Raw genomic sequence first — 14,124 nt, 5'->3', positions numbered from 1 at the left:
TCGCGCAGCCGAGGAAGCCCCCGATGACCCTGGTTGCCATGAAAGAGGTCGTGACCGCCCCGCCGCCGACAGACGCGCGGGCGCTGCGCGACGCGCTCGGTCGCTTCGTCACCGGCGTCACGGTGGTCACCAGCCGCACGAAGTCCGGCAAGGCCTGCGGCGTGACCGTCAACTCCTTCGCGTCGCTCTCGCTCGATCCGCCGCTGGTGCTCTGGAGCTTGTCGCTGACCTCGTCGAGCCACCCGGCCTTTGACGAGGCGACGCACTTCGTCGTTCACGTCCTCGCGGACGGACAGGAAGGCATCGCCCGCCAGTTCGCGCGCTCCGGCATTGATCGCTTCGCGGGGCTGGAACTCGACATCGGCCCGGAGGGAATTCCGGTCCTGCCGGGCGTCGCCGCGCGGTTCGAGTGCCGCACGCTCTACCGCTACTGGGGCGGCGACCACGTCATCTTCGTCGGGCGTGTCGACGCCTTTGACCAGGCTCCCGACCGCGACCCGCTGGTCTTCTTTTCCGGCGGCATGCGGCAGCTCGCTCCGGGCGCAGCCTTATAGCCGGCAGCGATAACACTCATAGCCAGAGGCTTCATCTCACGACCGGCCATTCTCTCTATGGTTCGGCAAAAAGCACATGAAGGGAGGCACGCATGGCGCGGCCGAAAGTCATCCTCCAGCTCTATCCGATGTTCCCGAGCGACGGTTTCGAGGACCGCATCGCCAAGCGTCCGATGGGCATGGACCGCGACATGTACCAGCAGGTCGTGCACGAGTGGACCGACATCGTCGTCGAGGCCGAGCGCATGGGCGTCTGGGGCGCCTCGACGATCGAACATCACTTCCACTCCGAGGGTTACGAGGTCGGACCGAACCCCGGCATCCTCAATGCCTACTGGGCGGCCAAGACCTCGAAGATCAATATCGGCGCCATCGGCTATGTCATGGCAACGCAGGATCCGATCCGCGTCGCAGAGGAAACCGCGATCCTCGACCACCTGACCAAGGGCCGCTACTGGGTCGGCGTTGCCCGCGGCTACCAGTCGCGCTGGGCGAACGTGCTGGGGCAATGGGCGGGCGCCGCGGCGACCGTCTCCGACGGCAGCGCCTCCGACCAGAAGAACCGCGACGTGTTCGAGGAACGCGTCGAGCAGCTCATCGCCGCCTGGACGCAGGATGCCGTCGTGCTCGATGGCCCGACCTACAAGGCGCCCTATCCGCTGAGCGGTATCGAGGGCTATCCGGCCGCGAGGACCGCCCGGCTCGCCGGCGTCGAGGGCGAGGTGGACGACCAGGGCCGCGTCGCCAAGATCGCGGTCGTGCCGAAACCGTTCCAGCGGCCGCATCCGCCGATCTTCTGCGCCACGACCAAGAGCAAGGAGAGCGTCGAGTTCTGCGCCAGGCGCGGCTTCATCCCGACCTATTTCTCGCCGGTCGAGCAGGTCGCCAACGGCGTCCGGCTCTATCATGACATCGCGCGCCAGTCGGGCTACGACTTCGCGCTCGGCGAGCGGCAGAACATCGTCCGCTTCCCGCACATTACCCGCAAGCCCGGCGAATTCGACGAGCGGCTTCGGAAGTACGATCTCGACATCTACCACAATTTCTATGCGCCGTTCTTCCCGCAGATGCCGCAGGGCGACCCGAACACGCTGGTCGACAGCATGAAGAAGAGCGAGCTGTTCGTCGGCGGCACGATCCAGGAAAGCCGCGACGTCTGGCGCAACATCTATGACCACGCACCCTGCGAGTACATCACGCTCATCTGGCACTGGGCGCAGTGCCCGAAGGACGTGATGCTCGACGAGCTCGACCTGTTCATGCGCGAGGTGCTGCCGCAGCTCGAAACGCCGGAATACCGCGCCGCGGCCGAGTAACGCGGCCGAACAGGCATGCGGCCGGACGCTATGTCCCGGGCTGCATGACGCCTATCACCTGCCCGACGGTCCAAGGGGCCGCCGGGCGCATCGCCGCATCGCCATGCCACCAGCACCGAACCGGCCGAAGAAGCGCGGGGTGCTCCACCCGGGAGGATACCAGGAATGATCAGGTCCAATATTTCGCGCCGCACCGTGCTGATGGGCACGGCCGGCGTCACGGCGCTCGGCGCGCTCCACGCACCGGCCATCGCGCAGCAGGGCGGCGAGCCCATCAAGATCGGCGCCGTGCTCTGCCTCACCGGTCCGGGCGCCGGCCTCGGCCAGGCCGAGCGCAGCGCCATGCAGCTCGCTGAGAAGGTGGTGAATGAGGCCGGCGGCGTGAACGGCCGCCCGATCCGCGTGCTGATCGAGGACGACGGCTCCAAGCCCGACATCGCCAAGAGCAAGGCCGAGGCGCTCATCTTCAACGAGAAGGTGCCGCTGATGATCGGCTCGTCGCTGACGGCGAGCACCGGCGCCATCGCCGCGCTCACCAACGGCGAGAAGATGGCGCAGGTCGCGCTGACCGGCCTCGGGCCGGCGATCGAACTGACCTACAAGTCGCTCTACCACGTCCTGCCGCCGCAGCCGCTCAACGCCAAGGCGATGCTGGAATACACCAAGGCGCAGAACTTCAAGAAGATCGGCGTCCTGCACGATTCCGGCTATGGCCAGCTGGTCTACAACAGCCTGCGCGAGCAGGCCGCCACCTACGGCGTCACCTTCGCCGCGGTCGAGAAGTTCGAGGTCGGCGCGCAGGATGTCTCGACGCAGGCCGCCAAGGTCCGCGCGGCGCAGCCCGAGGCGGTCTATGTGATCGCGACCTCGCCGGTGCCGTTCCGCGGCGCGCGTCAGGTGCGCATCACCCAGCCGATCATCTCGGCCATCGGCTCCTCCCCTTACGACTATGTGCGCGGCATGGGCGAATATGCCGACGACATCGTCTTCCCGGAATTCCTCGTCGGAGAAGACCCGGAGCCGCATCAGAAGGCCTTCGTGGAGATGTACAAGGCCGCCTACAATTCGCTGCCGAAGAACTATGAGGCGGCGGGCTGGGATGCGCTGCAGATCGCGGTCAACGCCCTGAAGAAGGCCGGTCCGACCGATCGCGAGGCCATCGCCCAGGCGATGCGCGAGCCCTATCGCGGCGTGATGGCGAGCTACAACTTCGCGGCCGCCGACATGACCGGCATCGAACTGTCGAGCTTCGTCTTTTCCAAGCTGGTCAAGACGCAGTTCACGCGCCTGCCCTTCAAGGTGACCGCTCGGTCCTGATACGATTGCGGCGGATGCGGGCAGTCGGCCCGCATCCACGTTCCCCCGACGCATGAGTCCGACGGTCCGATGACAACCACGCTCTTCATCCAGTCGCTGCTGGCTGGCGTCACCAATGGCTGCGTCTATGGCCTAATCGGCCTCGGGCTTTCGGTGATCTATCGCGGCAGCCGCGTGGTCAACGCCATGCAGGGCGACTTCTCGCTGGTCGCCGGCATTGCCGCCTATCTGGCGATGGAGCGCCTCGGCGCGCCGATCCTCATCGCCTTTCTCGGCGGCATGGTCGCGGGCGCCATCGTCGGCTGGACCGTCGAGCTCCTGCTCGTCCGCCCGACCCGCAAGCGCGGCGGCACGGAGGAGTCCTTCCTGCTGGTGACGCTGGGCGGCGCCTTCGCGGTATCCGCCGCGGCGCTGCTGTTCTTCGGCCGCGACTCCCATCCGGTTCGCGGCCTTGGCGGCAATGAGCTGCTCGACGTGTTTGACGCCGCCATCCGCGTCCACGCGGTCTGGCTCATCGTGCTGAGCCTGGCGGTGGTCGTCGCGCTGCGCTTCTTCTACACCAAGACCTTCATCGGCAAGTCGATCATGGCCGCCTCCATCGATGCGGACGGAGCGACCACGATCGGCATCAACGTGCCGCTGATGCGCTCGCTCACCTTCCTGCTCGGTGGCGCGGTCGGCGGCGTTGCCGGCGTGCTCGTCTCGCCGCTGATCACCATCCACTACGAGATGGGCCTGCTGCTCACGCTCAAGGGCTTTACGGCCGCCATCATCGGCACGCTGGGCAACCCGTTCGGCGCCATTGTCGGCGGCCTCATGCTCGGCCTTGTCGAGGCGCTGGCCATCGTCTTCGTGTCCTCCGGCTACAAGGACGTCATCGCGATGACGTTCCTGATCCTGATCATGATCGCCATCCCGAACGGCATCCTCGGTCATCGCGGGAGGGCCGGCGGATGAGCCTCGATCAAAGCCGGAGCTTCGCGGCTGGCAACCGCATGCCGCGCAACCTCGCCCTGATCGCGGCAGCGGCAGTGTTCGTCGCGGTGTGGGCCAGCGTGCCGCTGGTCGCGTCACGCGGGACGGTCGATCTCCTGGTCTTCACCGCGCTCTATTCGATCGCCGGTGTCGGCGTCGCCTTCCTGCTGGGACAGTGCGGCATCATCTCGCTGGCGCAGAGCGTGTTCTACGGCATCGGCGCCTATGCCACCGCTTACGGCACCACCGCGCTCGGCTGGCACTGGGTACCCTCGCTGTTCGCGGGCATGGCGGTGGCCGGCACCGTGGCTTTCCTGATCGGCTGGCCGGTCCTGCGCCTTTCCGGCCATTTCCTGGCATTGGCGACGCTGGCGCTGGCGACGATAGGCCATGTGCTGTTCCTCGAATGGGACTGGATCACCGGCGGCACGCTCGGCGTCGGCGGCATCGCGCGCATCTCGCTGTTCGGCTTCGTGCTGAACACGCCGCAGCGCTTCTACTACTTCGTCTGGATCGTCGCGGGCCTCGTCTTCTGGCTGTATGCGAACCTGTTGAAGTCGCGCGCGGGTTTCGCGATGCGCGCCATGCGCGACGCCCCCTCGGCGGCCATGGTGCTCGGCATCGACGTTCACAGGCTGAAGGTGCAGGTCTTCGTGATGAGCGCGGTGGTCGGCTCGCTCGCCGGCAGCCTGTTCGCAAGCTACGTGACCTTCGTCAGCGTCGACAGTTTCGGCATCGACCGCGCGGTGAGCTTCCTGCTCGTGGCGGTGGTCGGCGGCGCGCAGACCATTTTCGGCTCCATCTTCGGTGCGGCCTTCATCACGCTGGCGCCGAACCTCCTCAGCAAGCTCGGCGACATCCACGCTCTGGTCTATGCCGGCGTGCTGGTTCTCGCGGTCATCTTCCTGCCGCAGGGCATTGGCGGCTTCCTGCGCGACCGGGTTCGCGGCTTGCTGAACGGACAGGGGAGGGCGGGCCGATGACCGCCATCGGCATCCAGAACGACGCGTTGATGCAGGTCCGGCACATCTCGAAGGGCTTCTTCGGCCTGTCCGTGCTGCGCGGCGTGACGCTCGACATCGTCGAGGGCCAGATAACCGGCCTGATCGGCCCGAACGGGGCCGGCAAGAGCACATTGTTCAACATCGTCTCCGGCTTCCTGACGCCGGACGAGGGCGACGTCGTCTACAGGGGCGGCAGCGTTGCCAGCATGCCGGTCGCCGCACGCAGCTATGCCGGCATCGTCAGGACCTTCCAGACGCCGCAGATCTTCGCGAATATGACGGTGCACGAAAATCTCGTCGCCGGCTGCCACAAATTGTCGAGCAGCAGCTTCCTCGCCAACCTGTTCGGCGTGCCGGCCTCGCGGCGCGAACTGGCGGAGATGCACGACGTCGCCGACGACGCGCTGCGTCGCTTCGGCCTTCGCGGCATCGCCGATATCCGCGCCGGGGATCTGCCCGCCGGCCAGCAGCGGCTCCTGGAGCTGTCGCGCGCGGCGCTCGCAAAGCCGGACCTCCTCTGCCTCGACGAGCCGTCGTCGGGCCTCAACGCGGAGGAGACGCAGCAGCTCCGTACCCTGCTGGAAAAGCTCAATTCCGAGGGTATGACCATCTTCCTCGTTTCGCACGACATGGACCTGATGGCGGTGTCCTCGACCGTGAGCGTCCTGTGCTTCGGAGAGATCATCGCGCGCGGCACCTTCGCCGCCATCAAGGCCGATCCGCGCGTGCGCGAAGCCTATCTCGGAGCCTGAGCCATGCTGTCGGTGGACAAGATTTCCGCGGGCTACGGCGCCATGACCGTCCTGCACGATGTCGACCTGACGGTCGGGACGAACGAGGGCGTCGCGGTCATCGGTCCGAACGGCGCGGGCAAGAGCACGCTGGTACGCGCGCTCTGCGGTCTCAACCCGGTTCGGTCCGGCCGCATCGTCAAGGATGGGGTCGAGATTCACGGACAGGCTGCGCACCGCCGGGCGGCGGCGGGCATGGGCGTTGTTCTGGAGAACCGGCGGCTGTTCGGCGAGCTGACGGTGAAGACCAATCTGGAACTTGCCGAACACGAGGGAAAGAAGCGGCCGAAATCGGCCGAGCGCTTCACCCTCGACGCCGTGCTGAACCTGTTCCCCTTCATGAAGGGCAGGCTCGATGCCAATGTCGAGCTTCTGTCGGGCGGCGAGCAGCAGATGGTCGCCGTTGGCCGCGCGCTCTTGCTCCAGCCGGACCTTCTGATCCTCGATGAACCCTCCACGGGGCTTGCGCCCAAGGTGGTGAAAAGCCTCGTCGAGGTGATCGGCAAGATCCGCTCGGAAGGCGTCAGCGTCCTTCTGATCGAGCAGAACGTGGCGCTCGCGACGGAGGCGGTGGACCGGGCCTATGTCATGAAGCTCGGCCGCGTTGTGGGTGAGATCGGCCCGTCCGAGTGGAAGGGAGCGCTCAACGATAGCGGACTGGCGAAGGCCTATCTCGGCGGCTGACAGGCCGGCGCTCAGGCCGGAAGTTCGGCCGGCAGGGCGACGCCGAGCCGTTCCGCCGATCTGCGCAGGCCAGCGAGCGTCGCGGCCGGCAGGGATAGCGTGCCGCCGAAGGCGCGGTGGGCGGCGATGGCCCGGTCGCCGGGCATGCGCACGGGCGAGGCGCCGGGAGCCAGCTTCGACCCCCGGATATTGTCCGCGAAGGCGTTGGCGGCGGCTTCGAACTCGGCCAGCGGGCGGAAGCCGTCGACCTTGATGGCGAGAAACAGATTGGCGCTGCCATAGGGTTGGCTGAGGTCGCCGAACAGCGGGCGCACCTCGTGACCGATGGCGCCCGACGAGAGGCCGCCGACCAGCAGGTCGACCATCACGGCAAGGCCGAAACCCTTGGCGCCACCGGTCGGCAGCAGCATGCCTGCTATCGCCTCCGCCGCATTGGTGGTCGGCACGCCGGAGGCGTCGGTCGCCCAGTCGCCGGGAATGGCCTCGCCCTTGGAATCGGCGAGGCGGATCTTGCCCATCGCGCCCGCGCTGAGCGCGAGATCGAGCACGATCGGCTCCGACCCGGCAGGAACCGCGATGGCGATCGGATTGTTGCCCACCACGCGTTCCGCTCCGCCGGGCGCGGGCATCAGCGGGCGGGTGTTGGCCAGGACGATGCCGATGCAGCCGCGCAGCGCCATCGATCGTGCATAGCGCCCGGCCGCGCCGAAATGGAAGGCGTTGCGAACCGCGACGGCTGCAAGCCCATGCGCCTCGGCGCGGTCGGCGGCGAGCGCGGCCGCGCTGGTAGCGGTCAGATGGCCGAAGCCGTTCTCGGCATCGATGACGACGCGCGCCCCCTGATCGGTGACGATTCGCCCGCTGGCGCGCGGATCGATCGAACCGGCGGAGGCGCGGTCGAGATACATGGGCAGCATCATGAGGCCGTGGGAGCCGAGCCCCTCGATGTCGGCATCGATCATTGCCTCGGCCACGGTCAGCGCATGGGCCTCTGGCGCTCCGGCAGCCGTGAGCAAATCGCAGGCAAGGCGCAGCAGCGCGGTCGCGGGAATGCCGTTCATCGTCGTGATCCTGTTCCGATGACGGGCAGCGCCCGTCGCGTCCGCCCATATATCAGGCATGCCCGGCGGCCGGCACGAATGCGAGCCCGCCGCCGCCATGCAATCGCGACGGTCAAGAACATCCGCTGGTGTATTGACTTCATCGCTCCGGCACCGGAGCTTTGGGGCTTCGTTCCCGTTCTCCGAGGATAGCAGCACCGTGAGCGCCGCCAGCCAGCTTGTCACTGCCCCTTCGCCAGGCTTGGCGATGCCCGTGCTGTCCGTATCGAATCTCCGGACATCGTTCCGTGGTGATGCAGGCTGGACGACGGTGGTTCGTGGCGTCTCCTTCGATGTCGCGCCGCGCGAGACCGTGGCCATTGTCGGCGAGTCGGGTTCGGGCAAGTCGGTGTCGGCGCTGTCGATCATGCGACTGGTGCCGCCCCAGAACGGCAAGATCGAGGGAAGCATCAAGCTGGCCGGGCGTGACCTGTTGACGCTGCCGGAAAAGGCCATGCACGAGGTCCGCGGCAATGAGGTCGCGATGATCTTCCAGGAGCCGATGACCTCGCTCAACCCGGTGCTCACCGTCGGCTTCCAGATCGCCGAGGCGCTGATCGCGCATCGGGGCCTGTCGCGCAAGGAAGCCGAACTGGAGACAATCGGGCTCCTCGAGAAGGTTCGCATCCCGGCGGCGAAGTCGCGCTTCCACGAATACCCGCACCGGTTCTCCGGCGGCATGCGCCAGCGCGTCATGATCGCCATGGCGCTCGCCTGCAAGCCGAAGCTGCTGATCGCCGACGAGCCGACCACCGCGCTCGACGTGACCATTCAGGCCCAGATTCTCGAACTCCTGAAACTGCTTCAGGAGGAGGAGGGCATGTCGATCCTGTTCATCACGCACGACATGGGCGTGGTGGCCGAGATCGCCGACCGCACGGTCGTCATGTATCAGGGCGAGGCGGTCGAGGCCGGCAACACCGCCCAGATCTTCGCGGCGCCCGCCCATCCCTATACCCGCGCGCTGCTTTCCGCCGTGCCGCGGCTCGGCTCCATGGAAGGCCGCGCGCGGCCGATGCGGTTCCCGGTGGTGAACAAGACGACCGGCGAGAGCGACGTGCCGGTCGAAACGCCGGACACCGTGAAGGCCGCCGAGCGGCCGGTGCTGGAAGTCTCCGGCCTGACCACGCGGTTCGACATCACGTCCGGTCTTTTCGGCAAGGTTTCGGGGCGCGTTCACGCGGTGGAGAACGTGTCCTTCTCGCTGCATGCCGGCGAGACGCTGGCGCTGGTCGGCGAATCCGGCTGCGGCAAGTCGACCACCGGCCGCTCGATCCTCCGGCTGGTCGAGCCGAACAGCGGTTCCGTCGTGGTCGATGGCGAAGACGTTCTGAAGATGGACGGGCGGTCGCTGCGCGACATGCGCAAGCGGATGCAGATCATCTTTCAGGACCCCTTCGCCAGCCTCAATCCGCGCATGTCTGTCGGCTCGGCGATCGCGGAGCCGCTCTATGCCCACGGCCTCGCCACCACGGCGCAGGCGCGCGACAAGGTCAGCGAGCTGCTCGATCGCGTCGGGCTGAAGCCGGACATGGCCTCCCGTTTCCCGCACGAATTCTCCGGTGGCCAGCGCCAGCGCATCTGCATCGCGCGCGCTCTCGCGCTGGGGCCCAAGCTGATCGTCGCGGACGAGGCGGTGTCGGCGCTCGACGTCTCGGTCAAGGCGCAGGTCGTCAACCTGATGCTCGACCTGCAGGCGAATATGGGCCTTGCCTACCTGTTCATCTCCCATGACATCGCGGTGGTCGAGCGCATGAGCCATCGCGTGGCGGTCATGTATCTCGGCGAGATCGTCGAGCTCGGCCCGCGCGCGGCTGTTTTCGGCAATCCCCAGCATCCCTATACGAAGAAGCTGATGGCTGCCGTGCCGGTGCCGGATCCGACGCGTCGCGGCGAGCGGCGCGGTGTCTCCAACGACGAGATCCGCAGCCCGGTGCGCCTGCCCGACTACGTGCCGCCGCCGCGCCAGTACCGCGAGGTCACGCCCGGTCACGTCGTCCAGATCTGGGGCGAGGAGTGGGAGCCCAAGAGCGCTTGAGCGATACGCGCGCCTACGGCTCCGGCACTGCGGCGCGAGCGCTTGACGCGGATATTCGGGGCAACCGTGTTCCGTGTCCCTCGACACGGAACGTCGCGTCTGGATGCCAGTTGCCAGACCAGCCGCACCCTGGCTATCTGAAGGGCCTACGTCGCGGAACCAGCCATGCGTGATGCCGCAAGCTCTTCGGGCACCGTCGGAGAGGCGACCTACCAGCTCATTCGCTCGGCGATCGTTTTCGGGCGGCTCGCACCGGGGCAGCGACTGAGGCTCGACCGCCTGCGGGCGGAGTATGGCACCAGCGTTTCGACGCTTCGCGAAATCCTCAATCGCCTGACTTCCGAGGGATTGGTCTCCGCCGAGGGGCAGAAGGGCTTCGCGGTGGCGCCGGTATCGCTGGCCGAACTGTCCGAGCTGGCGGAGATGCGCCTGCTGCTCGAACAGCACGCCCTCGAACTGTCCTTCGCGGCGGGCGACCTCGAATGGGAGGGCCGCGTGGTGGCGGCCCATCACAAACTGGCGCGCATGGAGCGGGTTCTGCTGGCCGGCAAGCCGGCCGACGCGGCCGACTGGAAGCGCTACGACTGGGAATTCCACCACAGCCTGATCTCAGCCTGCGGTTCGCCGGAACTGCTCGAAATCCACGCCGGGGTCTACGACAAATACCTGCGCTACCAGATGGTCGTCGGCATTTTCCGTGGCGAGATCGCGACGGTGGAGCATTCCGAACTTCTGGCCTGCGCGCTGGAACGGCGCCTCGACCGGGCCAAGCTGGTCCTCGACACGCATGTCAGGGCCTGCGTCGAGGCCATAGCCGAACGGCAGGCCCTGCCGGAGCGCCGGCTCGCGGCATGAGCGACAACCTGTTTCAGACCGCCGGCGAGAGCGCCTATGGCCGCATCCGCGCGGACATCATCACCGGCGTCCTGTCTCCGGGCATGAAGCTGAAGCTGGAAGTGCTGCGGCGCGACTATGGCGCCAGCGTCAGCACGCTGCGCGAAACCCTGAGCCGGCTCGTTTCCGAGAAACTGGTGCTGGCGGAAGGCCAGCGCGGCTTCGAGGTCATGCGGATCTCGGTCGAGAACCTCCTGGATGTCGCCGCCTTGCGGAAATTCCTGGAGACGCATGCCCTGCGCCAGTCCTTCGCGCAGGGCGACGTTGACTGGGAGGCGCGCGTCATCTCCGCCCATCACAAGCTGGCGCAGATGGAGGCGCGCATGGCGGAAGGGGATCGGACCGATGCCGATCTCTGGAAGCGCTATGACTGGCTGTTCCATCAGGCGCTCGTCTCCGCCTGCGGATCACAGGTGCTGATGGACGCGCACGCGACGGTGTTCGAGCGATATCTGCGCTACCAGATGATAGCACTCAGCTATCGCGGGGCGATCGCGGCCGCCGAACACCTCGCGATGAAGGAGGCGGCGTTGCGCCGCGACGCCGACGAGGCCTGCGACCTGCTGGCGCGTCACATACAGGGCGGCGTCGAGCATGCGTTGGGGACGGGCGCCATTCGCTAGAGCATCATAGATTTTCTTGATTATCATACGAACGGCGCTATGACTGACAATCATTGCGCCGGGAGCTTATGATGCCTTCGCTACGGCTCGGCCTGATCGGCGACAAGATCCAGCGCTCGCGATCTCCCGAACTTCATCGCCTGGCTGGCCGCCTCAGCGGCATTGACGTCACCTACGAGTCGCTGATTCCGCCTGAACTGGGCGACACATTCGACCACGTGCTCGCGGCTTGCGGCGATCGGGGCTTCCGGGGCGTCAATATCACCTACCCCTACAAGGAGCGGGTGCTCGAACATGTCGCCTCGCCGCCGCGCGATCTGGCGGCGCTCGGCGCGTGCAACACCATCCTGTTCGAGGGCGCCGAGCTGCGCGGCTTCAACACCGACTTCTCGGGCTTCGCATCGGCGTTCCTGCACCGTTTCGGCAAGGTATCTCCGGGCGTCGTCGCGATGGCCGGGGCGGGCGGCGTCGGCAAGGCCATCGCCTTCGCGCTGGCAAGGCTCGGCGCCAGCGAACTCCGGCTTTGCGACCCGGACGAAAGCCGAGCGCGCCAGCTCGCCCTGGCGCTCGAGCCAGCAGCCACCGGCATGCGCATTTCCATTGCCGGCGACATCGCCACGGCTGCCGGCGGTGCGGACGGCATCGTCAACGCAACTCCGCTCGGGATGGACGGGGTCGGCGGCAATGCCATTCCGGCATCGGCCTTGCCCGGCAGACGCTGGGCCTTCGATGCCGTCTACACGCCAGAATGGACAGGCTTCCTCCGCGAGGCGCGTGCTGCCGGCGTCGAGGTCATGACCGGCTTCGATCTCTTCCTGTTTCAGGGGATCGACGCGTTCCGGATCTTCTCGGGCGTCTCGGTCGCACCCGACGTTCTCAGGCGCGAGCTGATCGGCGCGCCCGTGCCGACGGGGGCGGGCGCATGAAGACATCAATCGCGACGGTCTCGGTCAGCGGCACCCTGCCCGACAAGGTCAGGGCAATTGCGGAAGCCGGGTTCGACGGGCTTGAACTGTTCGAGCAGGATTTCCTCGTGTCCGGCGAGACGCCTGCCGCCGTCAGGCGGATGATCGCCGACCACGGGCTGGCCTTGACGCTGTTCCAGCCGTTCCGGGATTTCGAGACCCTGCCCGAGCCGCACCGTCAGGCGGCCTTCGACCGCGCCGAACGCAAGTTCGACCTCATGCAGGCGCTTGGCGCGGACATGATGCTGGTGTGCTCCAGCGTGTCCCCGCATGCGCTTGGCGGCATCGATCGCGCCGCCGCCGATTTCCGGGAGCTTGGCGAGCGGGCCGCGCGGCGCGGCCTGCGCGTCGGCTACGAGGCGTTGTGCTGGGGCCGGCATGTCCACGACCACCGCGACGCCTGGGAGATCGTCCGGCGCGCCGATCATCCCGCCATCGGCCTCGTGCTCGACAGTTTCCATTCCCTTGCCAAGGGCATCGATCCCGAGACGATCCGGTCCATCCCCGGCGAGAAGATCTTCATCGTCCAGCTGGCCGATGCGCCGCTGATCCACATGGACCTGCTGCACTGGAGCCGGCATCTCCGCAACATGCCGGGCGAGGGCGACCTGCCTGTCCGCGATTTCGTCCGGTCGGTCTGCGCGACCGGCTATGACGGCTACCTGTCGCTCGAGATTTTCAACGACCAGTTCCGCGGCGGCTCCGCCCGGGTCGTCGCGAAGGACGGTCACCGCTCGCTCCTCCATCTGATGGATCAGGTGTCGCGCGACCTGCCGCGCGACACGGTCCCTGCCGCGCCGCTGCCTGGCCGATCGGTGGTCCATGGGGTCGAGTTCGTCGAGTTCGCCGCCGACGAGGCACGGGCGGGACAGCTCGGCGGGACACTCCACGCGCTCGGCTTTCGCAAGGCGGGGCGGCACCGCTCCAAGTCTGTCGATCTCTATCGGCAGGGCCAGATCAATATCGTCGTCAATAGCGAGCAGCAGGGGCTCGCGCGGTCGGCCTTCCTGGCTCATGGTGCCGTCGCCTATGCGATCGGCCTTCAGGTCGATGATGCCGAGGCGACGCTGGCGCGGGCCGTGGGGCTCGGCGCCGAGCCGTTCGAGCAGGAGCCCAATCCCGGCGAGATCCGCATGCCGGCGATCCGCGGGATCGGTGGCAGCGTCATCTACTTCGTCGATCGCTCGCCGAAGCTTGTCGGCCTGTGGGAACACGAGTTCATCGGGCGCGACGATCCGGCGCGCGGCGGCGATGCCGGGCTCGAACGCATCGACCATGTCGCGCAGACCATGTTCGTCGACGAGCTGCTGACCTCGCTGCTGTTCTACACGTCGCTTTTCGATGTCCGGAAACTGCCCATGGTCGACGTCGTCGATCCCGGGGGGCTCGTGCGCAGTCAGGTCATCGAGAACGAGGGTGGCGGCTTGCGCCTGACCCTCAACGGCGCCGAGAACCGCCGCACGCTGGCCGGCCATTTCGTCAATGAGTTCTTCGGCGCGGGCATCCAGCACATCGCCTTCTCGACGCGCGACATCATGCGAACCGCAGCGGCGCTGGCGGCGAACGGCTTCGAGCCGCTGCGCGTTTCGCCGAACTACTATCCGGATCTCGCGGCGCGCTTCGGTCTTGGCGACGAGACGGTCGCGCGGCTGGAACAGGCGGCGATCCTGTACGACCGCGATGCGCAGGGCGAGTTCTTCCAGCTCTACGGCCGGGCCGGAAGCGACGGGTTCTTCTTCGAGATCGTCGAGCGCCGGGGCTATGCCGGATATGGCGCTCCGAATGCGCCGTTCCGCATCGCCGCACAGAAGCGCGGCCTCCCGCCAGTGACGATCCCGAGGCTCTGAGCCCGCCGGTCGATGC

Annotated in this window: 13 protein-coding genes; 12 read left to right on the top strand and 1 reads right to left on the bottom strand. The window is 67.2% G+C overall.

From position 1 onward, the window contains the following. Positions 1-23: 23 nt before the first annotated feature. The 7 genes from JNK84_RS19995 (at position 24) to JNK84_RS19965 (ending at position 6,641) form a co-directional block, all read left to right on the top strand. A complete protein-coding gene (locus JNK84_RS19995; RefSeq protein ID WP_293427275.1) occupies positions 24-554 on the top strand; it encodes a flavin reductase family protein in 531 nt (176 codons plus the stop codon). Between the two features lie 92 nt (positions 555-646). Then, a complete protein-coding gene (locus JNK84_RS19990) occupies positions 647-1,870 on the top strand; it encodes an LLM class flavin-dependent oxidoreductase (protein ID WP_293427272.1) in 1,224 nt (407 codons plus the stop codon). Positions 1,871-2,035: 165 nt separating this feature from the next. Then, on the top strand, positions 2,036-3,187 hold the full coding sequence (locus JNK84_RS19985) for an ABC transporter substrate-binding protein (protein WP_293427269.1): 1,152 nt from the start codon (positions 2,036-2,038) through the stop codon (positions 3,185-3,187). A 69-nt stretch (positions 3,188-3,256) separates the two neighbouring features. Next, complete coding sequence (locus JNK84_RS19980) at positions 3,257-4,144, top strand: branched-chain amino acid ABC transporter permease (RefSeq protein ID WP_293427266.1); 888 nt, start codon at positions 3,257-3,259, stop codon at positions 4,142-4,144. Further along, entirely contained in the window at positions 4,141-5,145 is a 1,005-nt protein-coding gene (locus tag JNK84_RS19975) for a branched-chain amino acid ABC transporter permease (RefSeq protein WP_293427263.1), read from the top strand. Before JNK84_RS19980 ends, JNK84_RS19975 begins: the two co-directional genes overlap by 4 nt. Beyond that, entirely contained in the window at positions 5,142-5,918 is a 777-nt protein-coding gene (locus JNK84_RS19970; protein WP_293427260.1) for an ABC transporter ATP-binding protein, read from the top strand. The genes JNK84_RS19975 and JNK84_RS19970 overlap by 4 nt, the downstream gene beginning before the upstream one ends. Positions 5,919-5,921: 3 nt before the next feature. After that, complete coding sequence (locus JNK84_RS19965) at positions 5,922-6,641, top strand: ABC transporter ATP-binding protein (protein ID WP_293427257.1); 720 nt, start codon at positions 5,922-5,924, stop codon at positions 6,639-6,641. An 11-nt stretch (positions 6,642-6,652) separates the two neighbouring features. Here the strand turns inward: JNK84_RS19965 and JNK84_RS19960 are convergent, their stop codons facing one another. Further along, complete coding sequence (locus tag JNK84_RS19960; protein ID WP_293427254.1) at positions 6,653-7,702, bottom strand: Ldh family oxidoreductase; 1,050 nt, start codon at positions 7,700-7,702, stop codon at positions 6,653-6,655. Between the two features lie 247 nt (positions 7,703-7,949). Here JNK84_RS19960 and JNK84_RS19955 point away from each other — a divergent pair, with 247 nt between their 5' ends. From JNK84_RS19955 to JNK84_RS19935, 5 genes are all read left to right on the top strand, one after another. Further along, on the top strand, positions 7,950-9,779 hold the full coding sequence (locus JNK84_RS19955) for an ABC transporter ATP-binding protein (RefSeq protein WP_293427400.1): 1,830 nt from the start codon (positions 7,950-7,952) through the stop codon (positions 9,777-9,779). A gap of 165 nt (positions 9,780-9,944) precedes the next feature. Beyond that, a complete protein-coding gene (locus JNK84_RS19950; protein WP_293427251.1) occupies positions 9,945-10,634 on the top strand; it encodes a GntR family transcriptional regulator in 690 nt (229 codons plus the stop codon). Beyond that, positions 10,631-11,296, top strand: a complete 666-nt coding sequence (locus JNK84_RS19945; RefSeq protein WP_293427248.1) for a GntR family transcriptional regulator — start codon at positions 10,631-10,633, stop codon at positions 11,294-11,296. Before JNK84_RS19950 ends, JNK84_RS19945 begins: the two co-directional genes overlap by 4 nt. Before the next feature lie 71 nt (positions 11,297-11,367). Further along, positions 11,368-12,222 (top strand): shikimate dehydrogenase family protein, encoded by an 855-nt coding sequence (locus tag JNK84_RS19940; protein ID WP_293427245.1) that lies wholly within the window; start codon positions 11,368-11,370, stop codon positions 12,220-12,222. Continuing rightward, a complete protein-coding gene (locus JNK84_RS19935; RefSeq protein WP_293427242.1) occupies positions 12,219-14,108 on the top strand; it encodes a bifunctional sugar phosphate isomerase/epimerase/4-hydroxyphenylpyruvate dioxygenase family protein in 1,890 nt (629 codons plus the stop codon). Before JNK84_RS19940 ends, JNK84_RS19935 begins: the two co-directional genes overlap by 4 nt. The last annotated feature ends 16 nt before the right edge of the window (positions 14,109-14,124 follow it).

Origin of the sequence: Phreatobacter sp., assembly GCF_016793595.1 — a bacterium.
In the GTDB taxonomy this organism is placed as follows: domain Bacteria; phylum Pseudomonadota; class Alphaproteobacteria; order Rhizobiales; family Phreatobacteraceae; genus Phreatobacter.
This window is presented reverse-complemented; position numbering and strand designations above follow the sequence as displayed.